A 23,080-nucleotide genomic window follows, 5' to 3' on the forward strand; every position below is an offset into this window, starting at 1 on the left:
TCGCCAAATAGTAATAACCGTTGTAATACTGCATCCACGGATCCGGACCACGCATCTTGATCGGGTTGGTGAACGTGGTGCGCGGCGGCCCGGTCGTCGGCGGCGCCGTGGTGGGTGGTGCCGTGGTGGGTGGCGCGGTGGTGGGCACGGACGTCGTGGGCGGCGGTGTGGTCGGGCCCGTCGAGCCGTCGCAGGCGACGCCGTTGAGCGCGAAGCTCGTGGGCGCCGGGTTGCTCGAGTTGTTCCACGAGCCGTTGAAGCCGAGGCTGACCACGGCGCCGGTGCCCAGGCCGGCGTTCCAGGTCTGGTTGCGGGCGGTGACCTGGGCACCGCTCTGGCTGAAGACGGCGCTCCAGCCCTGGGTGACCTGCTGCCCCGCGGTGAACGACCAGGTCAGGGTCCAGCCGTTGAGCGGGTCGCCGAGGTTGGTGAGGTCGACGGCACCGGTGAACCCGCCGGGCCACTGCGACCCGACGCGGTAGGTGACCGAGCAGCCGGCGGCCGCCGAGGCCGAGGTCACGGCCGTGACGGCACCGACCGCGCCGAGGGCGCAGACGGCCAAGGCGGCGATGATGGAACGCGGACGCGCGAGGCGCATGGTGGCTCCCGAGGACAGGCGATCATGACGGAGGCGGTCGCCCGGGAGCCGCTCCGGCCTCAAGATAGCCAGTCAGATACATCGATGCAACTCGCCGCAAAGGATTGAGATCAATCGCTTGACAGGCCCGCATGGCGCATCCACGATGTGTTGGCTGGGCCGCGTGCGCATCCTTTCCGGGCAGGGATCAAGGAGGCCTATCCCGTAACCCTGTCCCGACACGTTTGGATGCCAACGATGAAACCTCGGCCCACTTGGCGCCGCTGGCTGGCCGTCTTCGCCCTCGCCGTCCTCGGCACGGCGCCGCTGGTCGTGCCGCAGCTCACCCCGGCGGCGGAGGCCGCCGCGAAGACGGTCTGGATACCTGAGCGCTGGGTCAGCACCGGCGAGGTGCCCTGGGCGCAGAACCGGACCAAGGAGTCGGCCAACTTCATCCTGCTGTGGGGTGAGAAGTCCGGCACCAACCCGCTGACGGCGCCCGGCGAGTTTCGCTTCGACCCGGACAACATCCTCAGCCAGCTGGAGAGCCTCTACTCCTACTACGTGAACACGATGCGGTTCACGCCGGAGACCGGCCTGCTGGCGCAACACAAGATTATTGTGATTGTCACCCGGACCTGGAACCGGACCGCGCTGGACGCGTGGGCGACCGGCGGCTCGACCGACGGCCGGGTCGGCGTCATCAACATCGCGCCCGGCGCGGCCCAGCCCGGCTCCTGGGGCCTGGCGCACGAGCTCGGCCACGTCTTCCAGAACTACACGTTCCTGGGACGCTCCGGCATGGGCTTCACGCACGCGTCGGCCGGCACGTTCTGGGAGGCGAGCGCCGAGTTCATGGCGATGCAGGTGTACCCGCGCACCGCCGCCGGTGACCTGACCCGCTGGCTGCGCACGGAAAACCTGTACTACTCCTCGTCCCGCCACCACTACGGCGCCTGGATGCTGCCGCAGTACATCAAGGACCGCGACGGCATCGAGATGTTCAACCGGATTTGGAACGAGGCCCGCAACACCGAGCACCCGCTCGAGGTGTACCGGCGGATCACCGGCATCAACCAGGCCGAGCTCAACCGGCGGATCGGCGAGTACGCCCAGCGCAACGTCACGTGGGACTATTCCAACCGGGCCGACTTCATGCCGTTCATCAACAGCGTGTACGGCGCCGGGTTCCTCAACGCGTACAAAGGCGTGCCGGTGGAGGCGGTCAACGCGAGCGCCCGCCACTACCGCATCTCCGACGCGATGGCGCCGTCCGACTACGGGTACAACAAGATCCAGCTGGTGCCGGACAGCGACGGCGCGCTCGTCCGCCTGCACCTGAAGGGCCACGCGGAGACCGGCGCGACCGGCTGGACGTTCGGCTTCGTGGCGACCCGCAACGGCGCCAGCCCGCGGTACGGGCCGCTGACCCAGGGCACGTCCGGGCAGATCAGCTTCCAGCTCCAGCCCGGTGAGAACCAGGTCTTCCTCGTCGTCACCGGTACGCCGGCGAGCGCGGTGCCGAAGTACGCGTTCCTCGACGGGTGGCCGAAGAACCGCCGTTACCCGTACGAGTTCCGTATCTCGGGTGCGATCCCGTCCGGCCACGAGCCCGGGTACTCCAAGCCCGCGGCGACCAACGGCGGGCGCTGGCACTCCAACGGCGGCGGCTGGGTCGGCGGCGGCGCGAACGTCGCCTCGACCGCCTACGTCGGGCCGCGCGCGGCCGTCTACAGTGGATCGGTGACGGGCAACGCCCGCATCGAGGACCTCGCCTGGGTCAACGGCGGCACGGTCACCGGCAACGCGGTCGTGAAGGGCAACGCGATCGTCCAAGGTGGAGTGACGATCGGCGGCACGGCGGTCGTCGGCGGCGACGCCGAGCCACCACACGGCCCGACCGGCGGCAGCTGCAACTCCGGCACGTACCTGATGTTCAACCCGAGCCGGGGCTGCGACGGCGGCGGCCCGGAGGCGGATGTCAACCCGGCGCACGGCACGTTCACGTCCGAGGAGCTGGCGATCACCGGCACCAACCCGACCACCGCGCCGCCCACGACCGCACCGCCCACCACCGCACCGCCCACGACGGCTCCCCCGACGACGGCTCCGCCCACCACGGCGCCGCCGACCACCGGGCCGCCGACCGGTGGGCCGGCCGCGTGCCGGGTGGCGTACACGGCGAACTCGTGGAGCAACGGCTTCACCGGCGACGTGACTATCACGAACACCGGCGGCGCCGCGATCAACGGGTGGACGCTGACGTTCTCGTTCGCGAACGGCCAGCAGGTCACCAACAGCTGGAACGCGACGGTGACGCAGAGCGGGTCGGCGGTGACCGCGCGGAACGCGGGCCACAACGGCTCGATCGCCGCGGGTGGCACCGCGTCGTTCGGCTTCCAGGGCACCCACGGCGGCACCAACCAGCCGCCGTCGGCCTGGTCGCTGAACGGCTCCGCCTGCACCACCTGACCACTCAGTCAACCGGGGCGGGCTGCCGCGCGGTCCCGCCCCGGTCACCCCCTGACGTGAACGCGCCAACCTCTCCGGGCGACCAGTGACACATAGATGAACGAACGGTGTCGCCAATCCTGCCAAAACGTGGACCATGGACTGATGGCATGGCGAACGCGGGAGTCCGGGCCCATCTCGGTCCACGGGTACGTGCGCAAGGGCTTCGAGTCCGTCCGGGACGCGTTCGTGGAAAATCTGGTCCGCCGCGGCGAGCTCGGCGCGGCGTGCTGCGTCTACCAGGACGGCGAGCCGGTGGTCGACCTGTGGGGCGGCGTGCGCGACGCGACGACCGGCGCGCCCTGGTCGCGCGACACGATGGTGCTGGTCTTCTCCACCACGAAAGGGCTGGCCGCGATGACCCTCGCTCTGGCCCACTCGCGCGGCTGGCTCGACTTCGACGAGCGGGTCAGCGCGTACTGGCCGGAGTTCGCCCAGCGCGGCAAGGACCGGGTGACCGTCCGCCAGCTGCTCGCCCACCAGGCCGGGCTCTTCGCGCTCGACCGGCCGATCGGCCGCGGCACGGTCCGCGACCTCGACCGCCTCGCCGGGGTGCTCGCCGCGCAGGCACCCGCGTGGGAGCCGGGCAGCCGGCAGGCGTACCACGCGCTCACCCTCGGCTTCTACCAGGGCGAGCTGATCCGCCGCGTCGACCCGGCCGGCCGTTCGCTGGGCCGGTTCTTCCACGAGGAGATCGCCGCGCCGCTCGGCCTCGACTTCTACCTCCGCCTGCCCGGCACCGTGCCGAACGTGCGCCTGGCCCGGATCCAGCGGCCCAACCCGCTCAAGGTGATGGTCAGCGTGTCGCCGGGCCTGCTGCTCGGCGCGCTCAACCCGCGGTCGAGCATCTTCCGCTCGGTGGTGAGCGGCCCGCCATGGCTGCCGATGCACCGGCAGCGGATCTACGCCCGCGACCTCGAGGTGCCCTCGGCGCTCGGCGTGGGCACGGCCCGCGCGATCGCCAAGGCGTACGGCGTGTTCGCCACCGGCGGCCGCGAGCTGGGGATCGCCCCGTCGACGCTGGCGGAGCTGGCCGCGCCCGCGGTGCCGCCGCGCAACGGCCTCCGCGACGCGTACCTGGACGGCGAGATCCCGCACTCGCTCGGCTTCATGAAGTCGAGCGCGGCCTGGAGCTTCGGCGGGTCGGCCGCCTACGGCACGGCGGGCATCGGCGGGTCGCTCGGCTTCGCCGACCCGGAGACCGGCATCGGGTACGCCTACGTCACCAACCGCATGGGCGCGGCCCTGACCTCGGACCCCCGCGAACGCGCCCTGCGCGCCGCCGTCCCGGTCCTGAGCGTCGCCGGCGTGCCGCGCTGAGCGCTCAGGCGGCCCAGGCGCCGACCCGGCGGCCGAGCGACGGGTAGTCGACGACAAGTCCGTCCGCGTCGACGTGCAGGGCGGCCTCGAAGTCGCCGCTCACGAAGTCGATCACCGCGCCGCCGTCCGGGGCGGGGCCGCGACTTGTGTAAGTCTGTGGCGAAAGGTGCACGGCCAGGTCGGGCACGGATATCCAGGCCATCCGAAAGTCCACAGTGACCTCTTCGCCCCGCCGCCCGGCGGCGACGAGGTCGTGGCGGAGCACCGGCATGGTGTTGGTCAGCGGGCAGAGGCCGAGGTCGCAGTCGAGCGCCCCGCGCAGCGCGGCCGGGTCGGCGACGCCGGCCGGGCCCAGGTGCCCGTCGCCCTCGCCGGCGACCGAGGCGGCCCACACCCCCTCGCGCGCCGACAGGTCGAGTGCCCGCCACCACCCGGTGCCCGCGGTGTGCACCCGGACCCGCTCGGTGACCCAGCCGGGCCCGGTGGTCAGGACGAAGTTCAACGCGTACGAGCCTGTGGTGCTGGCGCCCCGCGCGCTCAGCGAGTCGCCGGACAGGGCGACCGCCGCCGTGTCCGCCCGCTCCGGGTCCTCGCCGCGCCAGATGACGAACCGCTCCACCATGATCCCCTCCTCGTAACCGCCTATTCGATTAGACGGTTACATCCTGCGCCGCGCGGGCGTAACCGGTCAAGGGTTACGATGGTGAACATGACCGAGGCGCTGGACCAGGTGCGGGACTTCCTCAACACGTGGGAGGTCCCCAACGACACGCGGGTGCCGGTCGACCACCTGGAGGCGCTTGTGTCCACACCGGAGCGCTGGGCACGCGCCTTTCCGGACCTGCCCCGAGCCGCACGCGCCGACCTGGCCGACCTGCGGGCGCTCCGGGCCGACCTGCGCGCCGTCCTCGGCCACACCCACCCGGTCGGGCTCGGCGACCGGCTGGCCCGGCACGACCTGGTGGTCACGCTGCGGGAGCCTCCGCACGAGCCGGCGGTGCTCATCCGGCCGGCACGGCCGAGCGCGGCGGGCGACCTGCTGGCGGCGGCGGTCAACGCGGTCGCGGCCGGGCGGTGGCACCGGCTGAAGGCCTGCCCCGACTGCCAGTGGGTCTTCTACGACACCAGCCGAAACGCCAGCCGGACCTGGTGCGCGATGACCCCCGGCGGGCCGGCCGGCCGGGGCTGCGGCGGCATCGCCAAGACGCGTGCCTACCGGGCCCGCTCGCGGACCCGGTAGCAGAACCGGCTGACCGGGTGGTGTGCGCGTTGACGTGCATCGCTACGGTGGCGGCGTGCTCGGACTAGAACCCTCCCGGCTGGGCGTCGACCTCGGCACGACGCACACCGTCGCCGCTCTCGCGGTGCATGGTGCGCGCGTGCAGCAGTTGCTCTTCGATTCCAGCCCACTTCTTTCCTCCGCGGTCTACGCCGAGGCCGGCCGGTCGCCGGTCGCCGGGCGGGACGCGGAGCGCGCGGCCCGCATCGACCCGACCCGCTTCGAGCCCAACCCGAAGCGTCGGATCGACGACGGCAGCGTGCTGCTCGGCGACCAGGAGTACAAGGTCGCCGACCTGTTGGCCGCGATCCTGCGCCGGGTGGCCGACGAGGCCGGCCGGGTCGGGGGCGGTTCGCCCGGCGCGACCGTCCTCACGTACCCGGCGAACTGGGCGACGACCCGCCGCGGGCTGCTCGCGGACGCCGCGCAACGCGCCGGCCTGCGGTCCTTGACCCTCGTGCCGGAGCCGATCGCGGCGGCGGCCTACTTCACGACGGTGCTCGGCCGCCCGGTGCCGCCCGGCGCCGGGCTGGTCGTCTACGACCTGGGCGCCGGCACGTTCGACACGAGCGTGCTGCGCCGCCGCCCCGACCAGGGCTGGGAGGTGCTGGCCAGCGAGGGCGTCGACGTCGGCGGCCTCGACCTCGACGCCGAGATCGTCGAGCTGGTGGGCGAGGCGATGTCCGCGCGCGACGCGGCGCAGTGGGCCCGCCTGCGCGACTCCGGCGAGGAGGGGGTACGCCGGATGCGGCGCGCCCTCTGGGACGACGCGCGGGCCGCCAAGGAGCAGCTGTCCCGGGCGCCGTCCGCGGCGGTGCAGGTGCCGCTGTTCGACACCCACGCGCACGTGACGCGGGAGCAGTTCGAGGCGCGGGCCCGGCCGTGGCTGGCCCGCACGGTCGAGCTGACCGCCGTCGCGCTGGGCCGCGCGGGGCTGGCGCCCGGGCAGATCGCCGGGCTGTTCCTGGTCGGCGGGTCGAGCCGGATCCCGCTGGTCGGCACGATGCTGCACCAGCGTCTCGGCGTGGCGCCGACGGTGATCGAGCAGCCCGAGCTGGTGGTGGCGCTCGGCAGCCTCGCGGCCGCGCCGGCGGGCCAGCGGGCGGCCGCGCCGATACCCGCCCCGCCGCCGTACGCCGTCCCGCCGCCGGTCGCGCCGGCATCCGGTGCCCCGGCCCCGACGCCGATGTCGCCGGCCGCGGCGGCCCCGGTGTCCGGCACACCGCTGGCCGGCACGCCGGTTTCGGGGGTGCCGGTGTCCGGCAGCCCGACGTCCGCGCCGCCCGGCGGCCCCTCGCCCACCTCCGGGCCGCCGATGCCGCTGTGGCCCGACCCGGTCGCCGCCGCGCAAGCCCCGGCCACCCCGCGCCCGCGCAAGCGCACCGGCCTGGTGCTGGCGGCCGCCGCCGCGGCCGTCCTGCTGGTGTCGGTGGGTGGGGTCACGAGCTACAACCTGCTGTCCGACGACTCAGGCCGCGACAGGTCCGCAGGAAACTCCAACGGCGGAAACCCCAGCGGCGGAAACCCCAGCATCGCCGTGGGCGGCAAGCCGCAGGAGGCCGCCGAGCCCGGCGCGGACCAGCAGACCGCGAAAATCGACAAGACCATCTGGTACGGCGGCCGCAAGGTCAGCTTCGGCGAGGCGACGTACGACTCCACAAAGGACCCGCCACTCACGGTCACGGCCGCGATGGAAAACCTGACCGACCGCTCGGTGTACGCCGGCATCGACATGGCCCTGAGCCTGGACGGGCAGAGCTACCAGGGCACCGTCGAGTCGTCGGGGCCCGTGCCGGCGAACGCGAAGAGCAACGTGGTCTTCGGCTTCGGGCTCGAGCAGGCGCCCTCGCGTCTGGCCGACAGCGTGCTGACGGTCGGCGGCGGGGGTGAGCTGAAGGCGGTGGTCCCGTTCCGCGAGGGCGGCGCGTTCGAGCCGCTGGAGCCCAAGGCGGTGGTGACCAACAAGCCCGTGAAGGCCGGCGCGCTGTCGATGACGGCCAAGACCTGCGAGGTCCGCGGGGACAACCTGAAGACCGGCTACCAGGTCAAGGAGGACCAGCGCTTCCTGGCCTGCGTCGTGGACATCAAGTACCACGGCGCCAGCGGACGCCCCGGCGGGCAGAACATCGACGACACGAACTTCCGGCTCCGGCTCCCCGACAAGTCGACCGTGGAGGCGCCGACCGACGCGCCGATCGACCTGCTCAACCCGAACGAGGTGGGCAAGGACCAGTACCTGGTGTTCACGCTGACCTGGCCGGCTCCCGGCGACTACGCGGTGCAGCTGCTCGACCTGGGCTGGCTCAACAACGACAGTCCGTCGCCGGCCAGGACCGGAAACATCGCCTTCACGATCCCGGAGTCCTGACCGGCGGCTCAGACCTCTACGCGCGGCGGGTGAACGTGGCGACCCAGTTGACCTCCCACGTTTCCCCGCCGTCCGTCGAGAACGCCTGCTCCCACCGCGGGTGCGCGGTGTCCACTGAGGACCAGCGGTAGCGCACGCGGATCGGTGTGCCCTCCCAGGTGTCGTCGCACTCGAAGACACCCACCCCGTCCTCGAACCGCCCGACGACCGGCACGTCGAGCTGGCCGCCGCTGCCCTTGGAGGCCCACCAGATCCGCCAGACCTTCTCGTCCGGGCTGTACAGCCGCAGGGTGAGCCCCTCGATGTCGCGCTCCGGCGCCCGGAGCACGTCGAAGACGCCGTTGCCGTCGAGCAGCACCTGGCAGTCGAGCGTCGCGTCGAACTCGTACCAGTCGTCGCTGCCGACGAGGACCTTGGTGAGCCGGCGCTGGCGGCTGTCCCAGCTGCCGGCGAGGAAGTCGAAATCCGTGTTCGTCATGGCGGGCACGCTAGGCCGCCCTACCTGACATCTGGTGTCAGGTAGGGCGGGCCCTTTCACGGCGGGTTCAGCCGGCGGTGCGGGGCAGCGTGGTCATGGAGCGCGTGTCCGCGAGGATGCGGGCCAGCGTGCGGCGGCCCATCCCGCTCATGGTCGGGTTGCTTTCGCGGTAGTACCAGACGGTGCCCATCGCCTGCTGGAAGGCCCACGCCTGCCCGCGCCGCCACTCCAGGTCGCCGCAGCCGAGGTCGGCGCGGAGCACCTCCCGCGGCCCGGCTTCGAGCAGGTGCCAGGCACCCACGAGGTCCAGCGCGGGGTCCGCCGGCCCGAAGCCGCCCGCGTCCAGTACGCCGGCCAGCCGGCCGCCGGCGACCAGGATGTTGCCGGGGATGAGGTCGCCGTGGTTCATCAGGTCGGGCGCGTCGCCGCGCGGGAGGGCGCGCAGGGCCGACCAGGTCCGCCGCAGCAGGGGCACGTCGAGCAGGCTCTCGCTGTGCCGGAAGCAGGTCTCCATCCACTCGTCGTGCGCGGTCAGGTCACCGCCGCGACCGCTGCCCCGAAACGTGCGCCCGCGCGTGCCGATCGCGCGGACGTCGCCGATGAACGCGGCCAGGTCGTGCGCGAACGGCACCGACTCCCCCGGGTCCTCGTCGGTCGCGACCACGCCGGGCAGCCAGGTCTGCACCGACCATGGCAGCGGATAGCCACGGCCGGGCTCACCCAGCGCGACCGGCTCCGGCGTCGGGAAACGCGTGCGGCCGGCCAGCTCCGCGGCCGCCTCCGCCTCGGCGGTCAGCCAGCGCCGGGTGGCCTCGACGTCGCCCGGCTGGAGCGGGAAACGGGCGGCCAGGTCGTCACCGATCCGGAAGATCGCGTTGACCGTGCCGGCCGACGCGACCTCCTGGACCGGCCGGCCGCGCCACCGCGGAAACTGCTCTTCGACCAGCTCACGCACGGTCTCCGGGGACACTCTCAGCTGATCGGCATGCATCCGCACACCCCAACCGTCGCCGGTCCCGGTCGCCCGCGGCAACCGACTTTCACCGGGGCCCGCACGGGCTTTTCCAGGCGACCTGCCCGCGGACACGGGCGAATCGGCCTCTGAACGGATCGTCAGAGCAGCGACGGGGCGCGCTCGGGGACCTCGATGTCGTCGGTCTCGCCGTGGGCGCACACGCACACGCCGAGCTCGGCGACGAGGTGGGCGCGGACCGGGGTGTACTCGTTCTTGTGCAGCGCCGGGAGCGGGCGGTCGCACTGGTCACAGCGACGGACGCCACTGGCGGTGCCGGCGCGGATGTCGGTCATTCGGAAAGCCTCCTCGTGGGACGGACGTGCCGCGCGCCTCAGGGGTCGGGCCTCGCGCGCAGACCATCCACGATTACCCTCTGCACGCCCATCATGCCAATCGGTGGATCACACGTGAGGCACTTCACGAACAAACGCCGAGGGTTCGCCCGATGAGCGGATTCTCACAAAAGCGCACATCGCTACGGGCTGGAGCGTTTGCGGCGTGCGGGTGGGCGGCCCCAGGCGACGGCCTCGGTGGGGCTGCCGGTGGCGACGTACGAGAGGGTGAGCGCCCACATCTGCTCCGGCGTGATGCGGGTCTGCGCCGGGTGGAAGGGCGTCGGGGTGCCGTCGAAGCCGAACATGATGTCGCGGTGCCACAGCCGCACGCCGCGGTGCACCGCGTACCCGGTCGTGGGTCGCCCGAACGGGAACGCGAAGCCGCGCTTCTGGTGCCCGACGCCGAGGTGGAGTCCCCGGGTGACGCGCAGGCCACGCGCGTCGACCCGGGCTTCCAGCGTGACGACCACCGGCTTGTGGCTTTCGTGGATCGACACCAGGAGCGGAACGACGTCCTCTGTGCGGTCGAGGTCGTAGCGGTGGCCGTCGGCCCAGGTGGCCAGGTACTGCACAGACATCTGCCGGACGCCCTTTCCGAACAGCACTCACATTTTGTCGAGCACAGTCAGTAAAGACGAGGACGCTCCGGGGTCACAACGGCCTGATACCACTCCGGCCCGGCGATACCGCCACCTCTGCCCTAAGGACTTACCAGGCCCCCGCGCGCGACCTGGTCGAGGCGGGCGCGCACCTCCTGGGCGGTCGCGTGCCCGAGCACCTCCAGCAGCCGGAGGGCGCGGCGCCAGGCATCGCGCGCCGCGGCGGCGTCACCCAGCTCGCGGTGGCAGTCGCCCAGGTGGACCAGCGCGTCGGCCTCGTTGTAGCGGTCGCCGAGGTCCTGGAACATCTCCACCGCGCGGGTGTACGCGGCCACCGCCTCGCGGCGCTCGCCCAGCCCGGCGTGGATGAAGCCGAGGCTGTCCCAGGTGCTGGCCACCGCGTTCGCGATGCCGAGCGCGCTGAGCGCGTCGAGCGCCTGCCGGCAGTGGGTCAGCGCCTCGCCGAAGTGGCCGAGCATCGCGTGGCACCAGCCGGTGTCGTTGAGCGCGCTGGCCACGCCGGCCGGGTCCTCGGCCGTCCGGTACAGCTCCAGCGCCCGCTGGCTGGACGCGAGCGCCAGGTCGTAGCGGCCCTGCTGGCCGTGCAGGTAGGCCAGGCCGCGGTGGCTGCGGCCCTGGTTGGCCCGGTCGCCGACCGCCTCGAAGAGGCCGAGCGCCGCGGTCAGGTGCTCCTCCGCCTCGTCGAGCTGGTTGAGCCGGGCGTACGCGCTGCCGAGGCTGCGGTGCGCGGCCGCCTTCACGCTGACGTCGCCGAGGCGGCGGCCGGCCGCCAGCGCGAGGGTCTGCATGGCGACCTGGTCGCGCCAGTGGCCGTGCCGCTGGAAGATGTCGGAGAGCGTGAGTGCGAGGCGGCACAGGTGGGTGTCGAGCGAGTAGCGGGCGGCCAGCTCGACCGCGGCCACCGCCGAGTGGTGCTCGACGGTCAGCCAGGTGCGGGCGGCCGCCGCGTCGTCGATGTCGGCCGGGGCCGCACCCTCCACAGTGGTCGGATCCGGCTCGAGCTCCCACTGCGGGTCGAGCAGCTGCACGGCGGCGCGGGCGGAACGCGTGTAGTGGTCGAGCATCCGGGCCACCGCGGCGCGGCGTTCCGGCTCGGGGTCGGTGTGCTGCGACCGCTCGGCGGCGTACGCGCGCAGGAGGTCGTGCAGCAGGTAGCGCCCCGGCGACGGCTCGCGGACCAGGCTGGCGTGCACGAGCTCGTCGAGGCCGGCACGCGCGTCGCGGGCCGGCACGCCGGCGAGGCTGGCGACCGTGGCCGCGGCGGCGTCCGGGCCGGGGTGCAGGGCGAGCAGCCGCAGCAGGCGCGCCGCGAACGGGCTGAGCCGCTCGTACGACCACGAGAGGATGGTCTTCAGGTCGATCGCCGGGTCGGTGTCCACAAAGGAGTCGAGCGTGCCGTGGTCGGCCGAGAGCTGTGCGGCGATCGCGGCGACCGTAGTGTGCGGGTTGAGCACGCCGCGCGCGGCGACGAGGCTCAGTGCGAGCGGCAGGCCGCCACAGAGCCGGACAACGTTGTCCACCTCGGCGTCGTCGTCCGCGCCGACCAGGTGGCCCAGGCGGCTGAGCAGGTACGCGCGGGCGTCGTCGTCGGGCAGCACGCACAGCTTCGTCGGCCGGGCCTGCTCGATCGCGACGAGGCTGGGCAGCTGCGGCCGGCTGGTGACGACCACGAGGCAGCCCGGCGAACCGGGCAGCAGTGGCCGCACCTGCTCGGCGTCGCGCGCGTTGTCGAGCAGCAGCAGCATCCGGCGGCCGGCCATCAGGCTGCGGTAGAGCGCCGCCTGCGCGTCGAGCCCGTCCGGCAGCTGCCGCGGGTCGACGCCGATCGCGTCGAAGACCGCCCGGAGCGCCTCCAAGGGGCCCATCACCACGCCGGACGGGTGGAACCCGCGCAGGTTGACGTAGATCTGCCCGTCCGGGAAACGGGCCGCGATCCGGTGTCCCCAGTGGACGGCCAGGGCGGTCTTGCCGGTGCCGGCCATGCCGTGGATCGTGGCGATCAGCATCACCGGTGGCGGCGCGCCGCCGGCCGGCAGCAGCCCGTCGAGCGCGACGAGCTCGGCCACCCGCCCGGTGAAGTCGGGCAGGTCGGCGGGGAGCTGCGCCGGCGTGGCCAGGGTGGTGCGCTGCTTCGGCTGGAGCGGTGACGCGGGGCGGGGCTGCGGCTCGGGCGGGTCGGCGCGGAGGATCCGCAGGTGCAGGTCCTGGAGCTCCGGGCCCGGGTCGACGCCGAGCTCCGCGGCGAGCGCGTCGCGGGCGTCCTGGTAGACGGCGAGCGCCTCGGCCTGCTGGCCGGAGCGCCACAGGGCGAGCATCAGCAGGCGGCGGAAGCGCTCGTCGAGCGGGTGCTCGGCCACCAGCGAGGCGAGCTGGTCGCCGGCCGACACGTATGCCCCGAGGTCGATCTCGGCGGCGAGCAGGGACTCCAGCGCGTTGAGCCGGAGCTTGGCCAGGTGGGCCCGGTAGCGCTCCATCGGCTGGCCGGGCAGACCGGCCAGCGGCTCACCCGCCCACAGCGCCAGCCCGCGACGCAGCAGGTCGGCCGCGCCCGCCGTGTCGGACCGCCGCCGGGCCAGCTCGGCCTCGCCGACCAGCTGCCGGAACGTGGCCAGGTCGAGCTCGTCCGGCCGGACGTCGACGAGGTATCCCGCGCCGGCCGACCTGATCACCGGCGCGGCCGCGCCGTCGGGCGTGAGCACGCGGCGCAACCGGTACACGTACGTCCGGATGGTGGCCTCCGCCGACCGGGGCGCGTCGTCGTCCCACAGGGTCTCCATCAGCTGCTGGATCGAGACCGGCACGCCGGCCTGGAGCAGCATGGCGGCGAGCACGGTCCGCTGCTGCGGCGAGCCGAGCTCCAGCTCCGTCGGTCCACGCCGGGCCCCCACCGGCCCGAGCAGGGTGAACCACAAACGGTCATCCACGCATTCCCCCCGAATGCATCCTGCCGTTGATCTCCGGGTGGGAACGACGCCCCCCGCGCGTCCAGTGCCCGGAGGCACGCCATGCTACCGGGCCACGCGCCTCCCGTGGGTACCCCGCTGCCCTCGCGACCGTCGATGGCTGCCCCGGCGCACACTGTGGACGGTCAGAGCGCTCCCGTCCGGATCGCGTACGCGACCGCGTGGGTGCGGTTGCGCAGGCCGAAACGGTTCATCACGCCGTAGATGATGTTCTTGACGGTGCGCTGCGAGTAGTTGAGCTTCAGCGCCACCTCGCCGGTGTCCAGGCCGTCCGCGAGCAGGCGCAGCACCTCCAGCTCACGCTCGGTGAACCCGCTGACGGTCAGGCCGCGCGGGCCGAGCACGTCCCGCTGTACCGTGCGCAGCTGCTCCAGGAGGCGGCGGGTGACCGCCGCGGGCAGCTCGGCCCGGCCGGACGCCGCGGCCACGACGGCGCGCGCGATCTGGTCGAAGCCGGCCTCCCGGCGCGGCAGCAGGGCGGCGAGCCCGAGCTCGACCGCGCGCAGCAGGTGGTGCTCGCGGATCTCCTGGGCGACCAGCACGACCGCGGGGTCGCGGTGCCGGGCGGCCCGGCCGAAGCGCTCGATCCCCCCGAGCACCTCCTCCGTGACCTGGTCCACGACGGCGAGCAGCACCCGCGCCGAGCGCTGGCGCTCGCCGAGGTACACCTCGACGGCGGCCTGGGTGGCCAGGCCGGCGACGACCCCGTCCCGGGTGAGCTGGTCGCCGGCGAGCACCGCGACCCCGACGACATCCACCGATCCATCAAGCACGCGGCGCGTCGACAGCCGATCGCCACCCGATAGACGAGGCCGGGTGTTCAGCGCCGGGCGCACACCGGCTCGCGGGTGAGGTCGTGCACCGCGAGGGCGGCGCGTACTCCCGACTCGATCGCGCCCTCGACGGACGACCGCTTGAGCGAGGTGTGCTCGCCGGCGAAGTGCAGCGGCCCGACCGGCGCCGCGCCGGCGAGGTGGTGCGCGGTCAGCTGGCCGGGCGCGAGCACCGCCTCGCCGGTGGCCCAGCCGCCGGTGGCGCCGTGGCCGGTGTAGAAGGCCTCGATCCGGTTGCCGTACACCTCCTGGAGGCCGCGCAACGCCCGCGCGTACCGGTCGTCGGGCTCCATCGCGTCCCACCGCACCGCGCCGCCGCCCCGCGCGTGGCTGGCCAGCACGACGCCGCCGTCGGTGCCCGGCACCGGCCCGCCGGGAAACGACGCGAGCCGGTTGGTGGCGCCCGACCTCGCCACCCGCCCGCCGCGCGCCGCCGCGTACCGGTCGTAGAGGCCCGGCGCGAGCGCGTCGAGCTCGCGCCGCCACTCGTCCTCGGTGAACTCCCACCACCGCCGGTCGAACTCCAGCCGCACCGTGGTCACCGGCTCGTACCGTAGCGCCATGACCGCGCGCCGCTTGGCGGCCGGTAGGGACGGCTCGATCCGCACCTGGCGCAGCGCCGCGAAAGGCAGCGTCACGACCGCGGCGTCGGCCGGGAACCCCTCCCGCCGGCCCCGGCTGGACAGCGTCTCCACCCACACGCGCGGGCCCTCCGTGGCCACGTGGGTGTACGGCGCGGCGGGACGGGCCGGGTCGTAGTACTCGATCCGGGTCACCCGCCGGTCGAGGCTGACCATGTCGTCGAGCACCGGGCCGAACGCGTACGGCAGCCGCCAGCTCCCGCCCTCGATCTCCCAGCGGGCCGCGCGCCGGCCGGCGTGCAGGTGGTGCAGATAGAAGTCCACAAAGGACATCGACATCCGGTACCCGACGTGCTCCAGCCGCCCGATCGCGGATACCGCCGTGGTGTCGAGGCCGGCCCACTCGGTGAGGAACCGTCCCAGCGACAGGCGGTCGAGGTCGTGCACGAGCCGCGCCCACCCGACCACGCGGCCGTCCGGGCTGTCCGCCGTGTGGTAGTCCGCCACGGCGTCCAGTACCTCGTCGAGCAGGTCGACCGCGGTGTAGCCGGCGGGCACGACCGCGGGCGCGGCCGGGCGGCGGCGCAGCCCGAGACCGTCCACGAGGGACAGGGCCAGCGTGTGGGTGTCCGGGATGGACACTCCGCCCGGTTCCGCGTACGGCAGCGGGTCCGTCGCCGCCAGGCGTCCACCGATGCGGGCCGGGTCGGCCTCCAGGATGTGCACGTCGTGGCCGGCCCGCCGCAACGCGGAGGCCGCGCAGAGCCCGGCGATGCCGGCGCCGAGCACCAGCACCCGCAGCGGGCGCTCAGACGGTGACGGACCGTCACCGAGAAGCGCCTCCCGGTGCCGGCGGCGCCGCTCCGCGCCGTCCGGTCCCATGGCGGCCAGCTCATCGCCCAACCGCAGGCAGTCCTGCCATTTGTCCTCGGCGTGGCCGTCCCCACGGCGCACACCGTCCCCCCACGAACGCATTTCCGACGCCTCCCCCTGGCCGTCCCCTGTGGACGACCGTCACCCAGCGTGTGCGGGAGGCATAAACACCGGATAGACGTCCGCTAGCCGACCCGGGTCGGGCGGTGCGGCGGGCGGCCTCGGTCGTCAGTGCAGGTCGAAGGTGTCCGGGTGCGGGCCGACCCGCCCGGCCTCGCCCTGGCTCAGGCCGTCGATCGCGGCGACCTCGTCGGCGGAGAGCGCGAAGTCGAACAGGGCGAGGTTTTCCGCCATCCGCTCGCGGTGCGTCGACTTGGGGAAGACGATGTCGCCGCGCTGGATGTGCCAGCGCAGGATGACCTGCGAGTTGGCCCGGCTCCGCGCTTCGGCGATCTTGGTGATCACCGGGTCGTCGAGGACCGCGCCCTGCCCCAGCGGGCCCCACGCCTCCACGGCGATGCCGTGCGCGTGCGACGCGGCGCGCGCGGTGTCGTTGGGGAAGTACGGGTGTGCCTCGATCTGGTTGACCGCCGGGACCACGCCGGTCTCGCCGACGACGCGGTCGAGGTGCGCCGGCTCGAAGTTCGACACGCCGACCGACGTCAGCCGCCCGCCCTCGACGAGCTCCGCCATCGCCTTCCAGGTCGAGACGTAGTCGCCGTCGTACAGCATCGGCACCGGCCAGTGGATCAGGAAGAGGTCGAGGCGCTCGACGCCGAGCTTGCGCAGGGTCTCGTCGAACGAGCGGCGCACGTCGTCCGGGCGGTGGTTGCCGTTGTCGAGCTTGCTGGTGACGTACACCTCGTCGCGGGGGATCCCGGACTCGGCGATGGCCCGCCCGACGCCCTCCTCGTTGGCGTAGCCCTGTGCGGTGTCGATGTGCCGGTAGCCGAGCCGGAGCGCCTCCCCGACCGTCTGCGCGGTCTGCTCCGGCGGGACGAGGAACGTGCCGAACCCGAGCTGTGGGATGGCCGTACCGTCGTTGAGCTGGACGTTCGGAATCATGGCACCACCCTAGTGCGGTCCGGCCGCGGCAGCCGGTCGATCGGCGGCCGCCCGGGGTGACCGGGGCTGGCAGCGAGACGGCAGCGATCCCGCGGCGCACGGCAGCGGCACCGCAGGCCGGTCTGCTCGGATGGATCGGCAGATGTCCGGCCACGGGGGCTCGGACGGAAAGGATCGATGTGCGAGCACGTATTGCCACGCTCGGGGTGCTGCTGGTCGCGGCGGTGCTGGCGCCGGCCCCGCCCGCGAGCGCGGCGCCGTCCAGCCCGCAGGCGACGGTGGTGTGCGACACCGCCACCAACACGATCACAGCGCGGATCTCCGGCGGCGGGTTCACCGGCGGCAGCCTCCCGGTCACCGTCCACTTCGACGTGATCGCCGGCAGCTACGTCACCGCGACGGCGCAGGGCACGATCCCCCAGGTCGGCACGCGGGTCACCAAGCAGGCGGCGACGTCCGACAACACCATCGACGTCGTCGGCTACCAGCGGGCCTGGCCCTCGGCCGGCTACCGGTTCTACACCGAGACGGTCCGGGTGACGGTCGTCAACGACAACACCGGCGGGACCATCGCGCAGCGCGACGGGTACTGCGCGTACGACACCCGCACGACCTACACGTTCACCTGCGACCAGGCCACCCGCACCATCCGCCTGGACGTCGCCGGACGCGGATACCCGCCCAACCTGGCGATCCGCGTCGTGTACACGCACCGGTACGTGTACCAGATCCGCCCCGATGAGCCCGGCTTCGGCACGATCTTCCCGGACCGCTACCAGCCCGTGCGGGTGGGCCCCGACGGCACCTGGACCCAGGTCGGCTTCGAGGGCGTGGCCGGCGAGACCCCGCCGGTGTACCTGTACCACCACTTCACGATCCGGGTGGAGGAGGTGCGCAACGGCTGGCCCCTGGTCGTCGGCCGCGGCGAGGCCACCTGCCTGTACAGCGACAACCGCCGCTGAGCGCCGGCGACCAGACGATCAGGATTCGAGAAGCGAAGGCGCACCCGCCGCGAATAGCGTGACTGGCGTCCACCGGAGAAGGAGAAGGATCGTGGCGGTGAAGGCCAGCGTCATCATGCTCGGCGTCAAGGACGTGGAGCGGGCCAAGAAGTTCTACGTCGAGGGCCTGGGTTGCGAGGTCGTGCAGGACTATCCCGGCTTTGTCCGGTGCCGCATGGGCGACGGGTCCTCGGACTTGGCGCTCTACGAGTGGGAGGCGGTGGCGCGGGAGGCCGGCGTCCCCGCGGAGGGATCCGGGTTTCGCGGGGTCTCGTTCCACTTCCTCACCGAGGCCCGGGACGAGGTCGACGAGACCTTGCGGGCCGCGGAGGCCGCCGGCGGCGCCGTCGTCCGGGCGGCGGCCGCCGAGCAGTGGGGCGGGTACGTCGGCTACTTCAGCGACCCGGACGGCTACCTGTGGAAGGTGGCCACCGCCACCTGACGTCAGGACCCGGCGGTGAGGTCGTCCGACCGTCCGGCCTCGATGCGCGACCACTGGGCGATGGGGCGCCCGTCGACCCGCGTATGGGTGCCCCAGTCCTGTGGCCAGCCGGGCGGCGAGTCCTCCCACGGCTCCTGGCGTCCGTACGCGGTGAGGTCCATGAGCGCGTAGTTGTAGTCCATCGCCTCCGCGCCGCGGCCGGTCGTCCAGTACGTCTCGAAGACGCGGTCGCCGTCGCGCAGGTAGCACACGAGATGGAACAGGCCGATCTGGCGCCCGACCAGGAGCGTGTCGACGGACTCCTCCGCCGAGTACCACGGCATGCGCCAGCCCATGAAGTCGCGGTAGCGGGCGCTTTCGGCGTACGGGCCCTGGCAGAGGACCGCGAACGTGATGTCACGGGAGTGCAGGTAGGACAGCTCACCGACCTGGCCGGCGACCCAGGTGCAGCCCTCGCACTGCTCGGCGGCGGGGTGCCCGTGGTGCCACATGAAGTAGTAGGCGACGAGCTGGCGGCGCCCTTCGAACGCGTCGATCAGGGTGAGCGGTCCCCGCGGCCCGGTCAGCGCGGTGCCCGGGTCCACCTCGACCATCGGTAGGCGCCGCCGGGCCGCGGCGATCGCGTCGCCTTCGCGGGTATGCGCCTTCTCGCGGACCCGCAGCGCGTCCAGCGCGGCTTGGAAGGCCGCGCGGTCGACGACCGCGGGCTGTGATCGATCCTGCATGACCGCGTCCTCCTTAAATAGCAACCACTTGGTTGCCACTCAATCTATAGCAATCAGCTGGTTGCGTCAACCGGTCGTACGCGCGCTGACGTAGGGCAAGACGGTGCCGTCGACGTACGTGCCGGCGCCGGCCGCCGCCGATACTTCGCGACATGTCGATCCGTGCCCTCGCCCGGTCCCTGACCGCGGCCGCCGCGCTCGCGGCCACGTCCCTCGTCGCCTCCCCGGCGCCGGCCGGCCCGCACCCGCCCGAACCAGGGGTGGTCCGGGTCGACTCGGGGTGGCTGCGCGGAAGCGTCGCCGTCGACCACGTGACGTACTCGGCCATCCCGTACGCCGCGCCTCCGGTCGGCCAGCGCCGGTGGCGACCGCCCGCCCGGCCGCGGCCCTGGTCCGGGGTCCGCGACGCCACGGCGCCGGGCCCGGTCTGCCCGCAGCGGAGCGTGGCCGGGCTCGTGGGCGCGGAGGACTGCCTGCACCTCGACGTCACCGTGCCGCGGGACGTCCGGCCCGGCGAGCGGCTGCCGGTGCTGGTGTGGCTGCACGGCGGCGGCTTCGTCTCCGGCGCGGCCCAGGAGTACGGCGGCGCGCGGCTGGCCACCGCCGGCCGGCTGATGGTCGTCGCGGTGAACTACCGCCTCGGCGCGCTCGGCTTCATGTCCACGCCGGCGCTCGACGGAGGCGGCGGAAACTACGGGCTGATGGACCAGGCGGCGGCGCTGGGCTGGGTGCGCCGCAACGCGGCGAGGTTCGGCGGGGATCCGGGCAACGTGACGCTGGCCGGCCAGTCCGCCGGCGCCCGCGCGGTGTGCGCCCAGCTCGCCTCGCCGCTCGCCCGCGGCCTGTTCCACCGGGCGATCGTCCAGAGCGGCGCCTGCGACAACCCGGTGCCGACGCCGGCCGCCGCCCAGGCGGTCGGTGCCCGCGCCGTCGCGGAGGTCGGCTGCGCCGCGGCCGCCGACGTCGCCGCCTGCCTGCGCGGGCGCACGCCGGGCGAGCTGCTGGCGACGTTGCGCGGCGTGGGGACGGCGGTGAACGCCCGCGCCGCGGACAAACCCTGGGGCCCGGTCGCCGGCACGGCGGTGCTGCCGCGGCAGCCGGGCGACGCGTTGCGGGACGGGACCGCCGCGCGGGTCCCCCTGCTGGTCGGTGGCACCCACGACGAGATGCGGGCGTTCGCCTCCGGTGCGGCCGCGCTGACCGCGCCGGAGTATGACGCGATGATCACGGCGACGTTCGGCGACCGGGCCGGGACCGTGCTCGCGGCGTACCCGGTGACCGGCTACGCCAGCCCGGCGCTCGCGCTGGCGACGGTGCTCGGCGACTGGGGCGGCTTCGTCGGCGCCTGCCCCGTGCTGCGCACCGCCGAGGCCGCCGCCGCCCGCCAGCCGGTCTACGCGTACGAGTTCGGCGAGGACAGCGGCCAGGTCACCGCCGACGGGTTCCCGATGGGCTCCTACCACGGGCTGGACCTGCCGTACACCTGGACGGTGAACGCCGCCTGGAACCAGTACCCGCCGCTCACGACCGGGCAGCGGCGGCTGTCGGAGACGATCATCGGCTACTGGTCGGCGTTCGCGCGCACCGGCGACCCGAACGGTCCCGGCCGGCCGCGGTGGCCCGACTTCCGCTCCGGCGGCACGGTGATCGGCCTGTCGACCGCCGGTGTCGCCCCGGTGCCGTACGCCGCCGACCACCACTGCGACCTCTGGGCAGCGCTCCCCCGGTGACCGGGGTCAGGCGAGCGGCTCGCCCGGCCGCCGCAGCGGCGTGCGCATCCGCACGGCGGTGCCGGACGGGCCGCTCTCGATCCGCATGCCGCCGGTCATCCGCTGGGCGATCCACAGGCCCATCCCGCCGTTGGGGGACGGCGCCGGGCGCTCGCGCGGCGCCAGGTAGGGGCCGACGGCGAAGCCCTGGCCCTTGTCGCGCACCTCGCACCACAGGTCGCCGTCGCGCCAGACGAGCAGCTCGCCGGCGCCGCCGCCGTGGCGGATCGCGTTGGCCATCAGCTCGTTGACCGCGATCACCCAGTCGTACGCCTCGTCGGGGGTGAGGCCGCATTCGCGGGCCACCTCTTCGAGCCGACGGCGGACGGCGGGCAGCTCACCCTCGGCGAACGTGGTCTCCAGCAGGGAGTCGGCGGGACGGGGCAACCGGTCGTCCGGATGCCGCCCGACCACCATGCTCTCTCCCATCCCCCGCGCCAACCGCGTGCAACGGGAAATGTACCCGGCTGGGACACGGCAAACCCGCAACGTGGCGGTCAGGTGTCGCGGCGCGGCGTCACGCCCGCGTCGTACGCGTGGATGATGGCGGCGGCCCGGTCGCGGACGCCGAGCTTGAGGAAGATGGCCGAGACGTGGCCCTTGACTGTGCGCTCACTCAGGTGGAGGGCGCCGGCTATCTCGGCGTTGTTGGCGCCGGACGCGATGAGGCCGAGCACGTCACGCTCACGCTCGGTGAGCGCGTCGAGCGACGCGAGTGGCCGCGTCGCGCGGCGGCGCACCGCGTCGAGGACGCGGCCGGCCACCCGCGGGTCGAGCCAGGAGCCGCCGCGTGCGGTGACCCGGATGGCGCCGACCAGGTCCGCGGCGGGTGCGTCCTTGAGCACGAACCCGGCCGCGCCAGCCTCGATCGCGCCCCAGAGCACCTCGTCGTCCTCGAACGTGGTGAGCGCCAGCACCCGCGGCGGCTCCGGGTCGGCGAGCAGCTGCCGGGTCGCCTCCACGCCGTCGAGGACGGGCATGCGGATGTCCATGAGGACGACGTCCGGGCGGTGCGCGCGGGCGGCCGCGAGGCCGGCCCGCCCGTCGGACGCCTCGCCGGCGATGGCGAGGTCGTCGTGCGGCGACAGGATCAGGCGCAGACCGGCCCGCACCAGTTCCTGGTCGTCGACGAGCACGACCCGGATCATCCGTCCACCGCCACGGTCTTCAGCGGGAGTACCGCCTCGACCACCCAGCCGTCACCGTCCGGGCCGGCCGACACGGTGCCGCCGAGCCCGGTGACCCGCTGGCGCATCCCGGCGAGGCCGGTGCCGCCGCCCGCGCCGGGGCGTCCGGGTCGGCGGGCGGGGCCGTTGCGCACCGCGACGACGAGCCGGTCCGCCTCCCGGCCCAGGCTCACCACCGTCTCCGCGCCCGGTGCGTGATGCTCCACATTGGATATCGCCTCCTGGACGACACGGTACGCGGCGAGCCCGGTATAGCTGTCCACGGTGGACAGGTCGGCGGGCAGCTCGGCGCGCACCGCCATGCCGGAGGCCGCGGCGGTCTCCAGCAGCCGGGCGATGTCCGGCGCCCCCGGTGGCGGCGGCTGCGCGGCGGGCCGGTCGCCGCCCGGGTCGCGGAGCAGCCCCACGATGCCGCGCACCGACTCCAGGCTCTCCCGCCCCACCCGCTCGGCCCGCTCCAGGGCCTCGGCGGCGGCCGCCGGGTCGCGGTCGAGGACCTGGCGCGCGCCGACCAGGTTGAGGAGCACGACGCTGAGCCCGTGCCCGATCGCGTCGTGCACGTCGAGCGCGATCCGTCGCCGCTCGGCCGCGGCCGCGGCGGCGTCGAGCCGGCCCTGCGCCTCGGTGAGCGCGGCGACGAGCTGGCGCTCGCGGCGCAGGATCCGCCCGATCAGCCAGGAGAAGCAGGCACCGGTGCCGAAGAAGATGGCCGCGGGGTAGTCCTCGCGCCACTCGCCGTACCGCCACACGTGCGCCATCGGGATCAGCACCGCCGCCGCGAACCCGGTCCCCTCCGCCGCGGGTGACTCCCCCGTCGCGGCGAGCCAGGCCACCGCCAGCAACGCCAGGAAGATGGCGCCCGGCGCCGGGTAGGCGACGCTGACGAACCCGGCGGTGCCGATGCCGGCCACCACCATCACCCACGGCCCGACCCGGACCTGGCCGGCCAGCAGCGCCCACGGGACGAGCGCGGCGACGAGCGCCGCCACCAGGCCGGCCGAGACGCCGGCGGTGGCGAAGACCAGCAGCGCCGCGGCGAGCGCCGCGAGCGGGAAGGCCAGGCCCGTGGTGAACGCGCCACCCCACGCCCGCAGCCCTCGACCGTCCACGACCGCAGGGTACCGCCGGGCGGATGCCG

The 23,080-nt window shown here is 73.7% G+C and carries 21 protein-coding genes; 7 read left to right on the plus strand and 14 right to left on the minus strand.

Going from position 1 to position 23,080, the window contains the following annotated elements:
• The coding region (locus tag AC5L36_RS21380; protein ID WP_441218253.1) for a cellulose-binding domain-containing protein at positions 1 to 598 on the minus strand (598 nt) is incomplete at its 3' end.
• A gap of 237 nt (positions 599 to 835) precedes the next feature.
• Between AC5L36_RS21380 and AC5L36_RS21385 the strand changes: the two genes are divergently transcribed.
• Positions 836 to 3,049, plus strand: a complete 2,214-nt coding sequence (locus tag AC5L36_RS21385; protein ID WP_441218255.1) for a DUF6055 domain-containing protein — start codon at positions 836 to 838, stop codon at positions 3,047 to 3,049.
• Positions 3,050 to 3,193: 144 nt separating this feature from the next.
• Positions 3,194 to 4,408, plus strand: coding sequence for a serine hydrolase domain-containing protein (locus tag AC5L36_RS21390; protein ID WP_441218257.1), 1,215 nt, complete (start codon positions 3,194 to 3,196; stop codon positions 4,406 to 4,408).
• 4 nt (positions 4,409 to 4,412) lie between these two features.
• Here the strand turns inward: AC5L36_RS21390 and AC5L36_RS21395 are convergent, their stop codons facing one another.
• Positions 4,413 to 5,030, minus strand: a complete 618-nt coding sequence (locus AC5L36_RS21395; RefSeq protein WP_441218259.1) for a putative glycolipid-binding domain-containing protein — start codon at positions 5,028 to 5,030, stop codon at positions 4,413 to 4,415.
• 87 nt (positions 5,031 to 5,117) lie between these two features.
• On the opposite strand from AC5L36_RS21395, the gene AC5L36_RS21400 reads away from it, so the two are divergent.
• On the plus strand, positions 5,118 to 5,648 hold the full coding sequence (locus AC5L36_RS21400) for a CGNR zinc finger domain-containing protein (protein WP_441218261.1): 531 nt from the start codon (positions 5,118 to 5,120) through the stop codon (positions 5,646 to 5,648).
• 55 nt (positions 5,649 to 5,703) lie between these two features.
• Positions 5,704 to 8,055, plus strand: a complete 2,352-nt coding sequence (locus tag AC5L36_RS21405; protein WP_441218263.1) for an Hsp70 family protein — start codon at positions 5,704 to 5,706, stop codon at positions 8,053 to 8,055.
• Positions 8,056 to 8,071: 16 nt separating this feature from the next.
• On the opposite strand, the gene AC5L36_RS21410 is transcribed toward AC5L36_RS21405, so the two are convergent.
• The 8 genes from AC5L36_RS21410 to AC5L36_RS21445 form a co-directional block, all read right to left on the minus strand.
• Complete coding sequence (locus AC5L36_RS21410) at positions 8,072 to 8,533, minus strand: hypothetical protein (RefSeq protein ID WP_441218265.1); 462 nt, start codon at positions 8,531 to 8,533, stop codon at positions 8,072 to 8,074.
• A 67-nt stretch (positions 8,534 to 8,600) separates the two neighbouring features.
• Complete coding sequence (locus tag AC5L36_RS21415) at positions 8,601 to 9,524, minus strand: aminoglycoside phosphotransferase family protein (RefSeq protein ID WP_441218267.1); 924 nt, start codon at positions 9,522 to 9,524, stop codon at positions 8,601 to 8,603.
• A gap of 122 nt (positions 9,525 to 9,646) precedes the next feature.
• Complete coding sequence (locus tag AC5L36_RS21420; protein WP_441218269.1) at positions 9,647 to 9,841, minus strand: hypothetical protein; 195 nt, start codon at positions 9,839 to 9,841, stop codon at positions 9,647 to 9,649.
• A 182-nt stretch (positions 9,842 to 10,023) separates the two neighbouring features.
• Complete coding sequence (locus tag AC5L36_RS21425) at positions 10,024 to 10,461, minus strand: hypothetical protein (protein ID WP_441218270.1); 438 nt, start codon at positions 10,459 to 10,461, stop codon at positions 10,024 to 10,026.
• A 122-nt stretch (positions 10,462 to 10,583) separates the two neighbouring features.
• Complete coding sequence (locus AC5L36_RS21430; RefSeq protein WP_441218272.1) at positions 10,584 to 13,427, minus strand: AfsR/SARP family transcriptional regulator; 2,844 nt, start codon at positions 13,425 to 13,427, stop codon at positions 10,584 to 10,586.
• Between the two features lie 164 nt (positions 13,428 to 13,591).
• On the minus strand, positions 13,592 to 14,224 hold the full coding sequence (locus AC5L36_RS21435; protein WP_441218274.1) for a response regulator transcription factor: 633 nt from the start codon (positions 14,222 to 14,224) through the stop codon (positions 13,592 to 13,594).
• A 62-nt stretch (positions 14,225 to 14,286) separates the two neighbouring features.
• Positions 14,287 to 15,855, minus strand: a complete 1,569-nt coding sequence (locus AC5L36_RS21440) for a flavin monoamine oxidase family protein (RefSeq protein ID WP_441218276.1) — start codon at positions 15,853 to 15,855, stop codon at positions 14,287 to 14,289.
• Positions 15,856 to 15,981: 126 nt separating this feature from the next.
• Complete coding sequence (locus AC5L36_RS21445; protein WP_441218278.1) at positions 15,982 to 16,818, minus strand: aldo/keto reductase; 837 nt, start codon at positions 16,816 to 16,818, stop codon at positions 15,982 to 15,984.
• A 179-nt stretch (positions 16,819 to 16,997) separates the two neighbouring features.
• Between AC5L36_RS21445 and AC5L36_RS21450 the strand changes: the two genes are divergently transcribed.
• Entirely contained in the window at positions 16,998 to 17,780 is a 783-nt protein-coding gene (locus AC5L36_RS21450) for a hypothetical protein (RefSeq protein WP_441218279.1), read from the plus strand.
• A 91-nt stretch (positions 17,781 to 17,871) separates the two neighbouring features.
• Entirely contained in the window at positions 17,872 to 18,261 is a 390-nt protein-coding gene (locus AC5L36_RS21455) for a VOC family protein (RefSeq protein ID WP_441218281.1), read from the plus strand.
• Between the two features lie 2 nt (positions 18,262 to 18,263).
• Here the strand turns inward: AC5L36_RS21455 and AC5L36_RS21460 are convergent, their stop codons facing one another.
• Complete coding sequence (locus AC5L36_RS21460; RefSeq protein ID WP_441218282.1) at positions 18,264 to 18,986, minus strand: DUF899 family protein; 723 nt, start codon at positions 18,984 to 18,986, stop codon at positions 18,264 to 18,266.
• 152 nt (positions 18,987 to 19,138) lie between these two features.
• On the opposite strand from AC5L36_RS21460, the gene AC5L36_RS21465 reads away from it, so the two are divergent.
• Entirely contained in the window at positions 19,139 to 20,716 is a 1,578-nt protein-coding gene (locus tag AC5L36_RS21465) for a carboxylesterase/lipase family protein (RefSeq protein WP_441218284.1), read from the plus strand.
• Between the two features lie 6 nt (positions 20,717 to 20,722).
• Here the strand turns inward: AC5L36_RS21465 and AC5L36_RS21470 are convergent, their stop codons facing one another.
• The 3 genes from AC5L36_RS21470 to AC5L36_RS21480 all read right to left on the minus strand — a co-directional run bounded on the left by AC5L36_RS21470 (position 20,723) and on the right by AC5L36_RS21480 (position 23,051).
• Positions 20,723 to 21,172 (minus strand): ATP-binding protein, encoded by a 450-nt coding sequence (locus AC5L36_RS21470; protein WP_441218286.1) that lies wholly within the window; start codon positions 21,170 to 21,172, stop codon positions 20,723 to 20,725.
• An 80-nt stretch (positions 21,173 to 21,252) separates the two neighbouring features.
• Positions 21,253 to 21,903, minus strand: a complete 651-nt coding sequence (locus AC5L36_RS21475) for a response regulator transcription factor (RefSeq protein ID WP_441218288.1) — start codon at positions 21,901 to 21,903, stop codon at positions 21,253 to 21,255.
• The gene (locus AC5L36_RS21480; RefSeq protein WP_441218290.1) at positions 21,900 to 23,051 is read right to left on the minus strand and encodes a sensor histidine kinase; all 1,152 of its coding nucleotides are present in this window, start codon (positions 23,049 to 23,051) and stop codon (positions 21,900 to 21,902) included. The genes AC5L36_RS21475 and AC5L36_RS21480 overlap by 4 nt, the downstream gene beginning before the upstream one ends.
• Between the last annotated feature and the right edge of the window lie 29 nt (positions 23,052 to 23,080).

The sequence above is a fragment of the Phytohabitans sp. LZ39 genome, assembly GCF_059359075.1.

Excerpts from the sequence above, each read along its gene's own strand:
- AC5L36_RS21410 (WP_441218265.1), bottom strand. The coding sequence starts at position 8,533 with ATGACGAACACGGATTTCGACTTCCTCGCCGGCAGCTGGGACAGCCGC.
- AC5L36_RS21385 (WP_441218255.1), top strand. The coding sequence starts at position 836 with ATGAAACCTCGGCCCACTTGGCGCCGCTGGCTGGCCGTCTTCGCCCTC.
- AC5L36_RS21425 (WP_441218270.1), bottom strand. The coding sequence starts at position 10,461 with ATGTCTGTGCAGTACCTGGCCACCTGGGCCGACGGCCACCGCTACGAC.
- AC5L36_RS21395 (WP_441218259.1), bottom strand. The coding sequence starts at position 5,030 with ATGGTGGAGCGGTTCGTCATCTGGCGCGGCGAGGACCCGGAGCGGGCG.
- AC5L36_RS21470 (WP_441218286.1), bottom strand. The coding sequence starts at position 21,172 with ATGGTGGTCGGGCGGCATCCGGACGACCGGTTGCCCCGTCCCGCCGAC.
- AC5L36_RS21475 (WP_441218288.1), bottom strand. The coding sequence starts at position 21,903 with ATGATCCGGGTCGTGCTCGTCGACGACCAGGAACTGGTGCGGGCCGGT.
- AC5L36_RS21460 (WP_441218282.1), bottom strand. The coding sequence starts at position 18,986 with ATGCAGGATCGATCACAGCCCGCGGTCGTCGACCGCGCGGCCTTCCAA.
- AC5L36_RS21415 (WP_441218267.1), bottom strand. The coding sequence starts at position 9,524 with ATGCATGCCGATCAGCTGAGAGTGTCCCCGGAGACCGTGCGTGAGCTG.
- AC5L36_RS21390 (WP_441218257.1), top strand. The coding sequence starts at position 3,194 with ATGGCATGGCGAACGCGGGAGTCCGGGCCCATCTCGGTCCACGGGTAC.
- AC5L36_RS21445 (WP_441218278.1), bottom strand. The coding sequence starts at position 16,818 with ATGATTCCGAACGTCCAGCTCAACGACGGTACGGCCATCCCACAGCTC.
- AC5L36_RS21400 (WP_441218261.1), top strand. The coding sequence starts at position 5,118 with ATGACCGAGGCGCTGGACCAGGTGCGGGACTTCCTCAACACGTGGGAG.
- AC5L36_RS21420 (WP_441218269.1), bottom strand. The coding sequence starts at position 9,841 with ATGACCGACATCCGCGCCGGCACCGCCAGTGGCGTCCGTCGCTGTGAC.
- AC5L36_RS21465 (WP_441218284.1), top strand. The coding sequence starts at position 19,139 with ATGTCGATCCGTGCCCTCGCCCGGTCCCTGACCGCGGCCGCCGCGCTC.
- AC5L36_RS21440 (WP_441218276.1), bottom strand. The coding sequence starts at position 15,855 with ATGCGTTCGTGGGGGGACGGTGTGCGCCGTGGGGACGGCCACGCCGAG.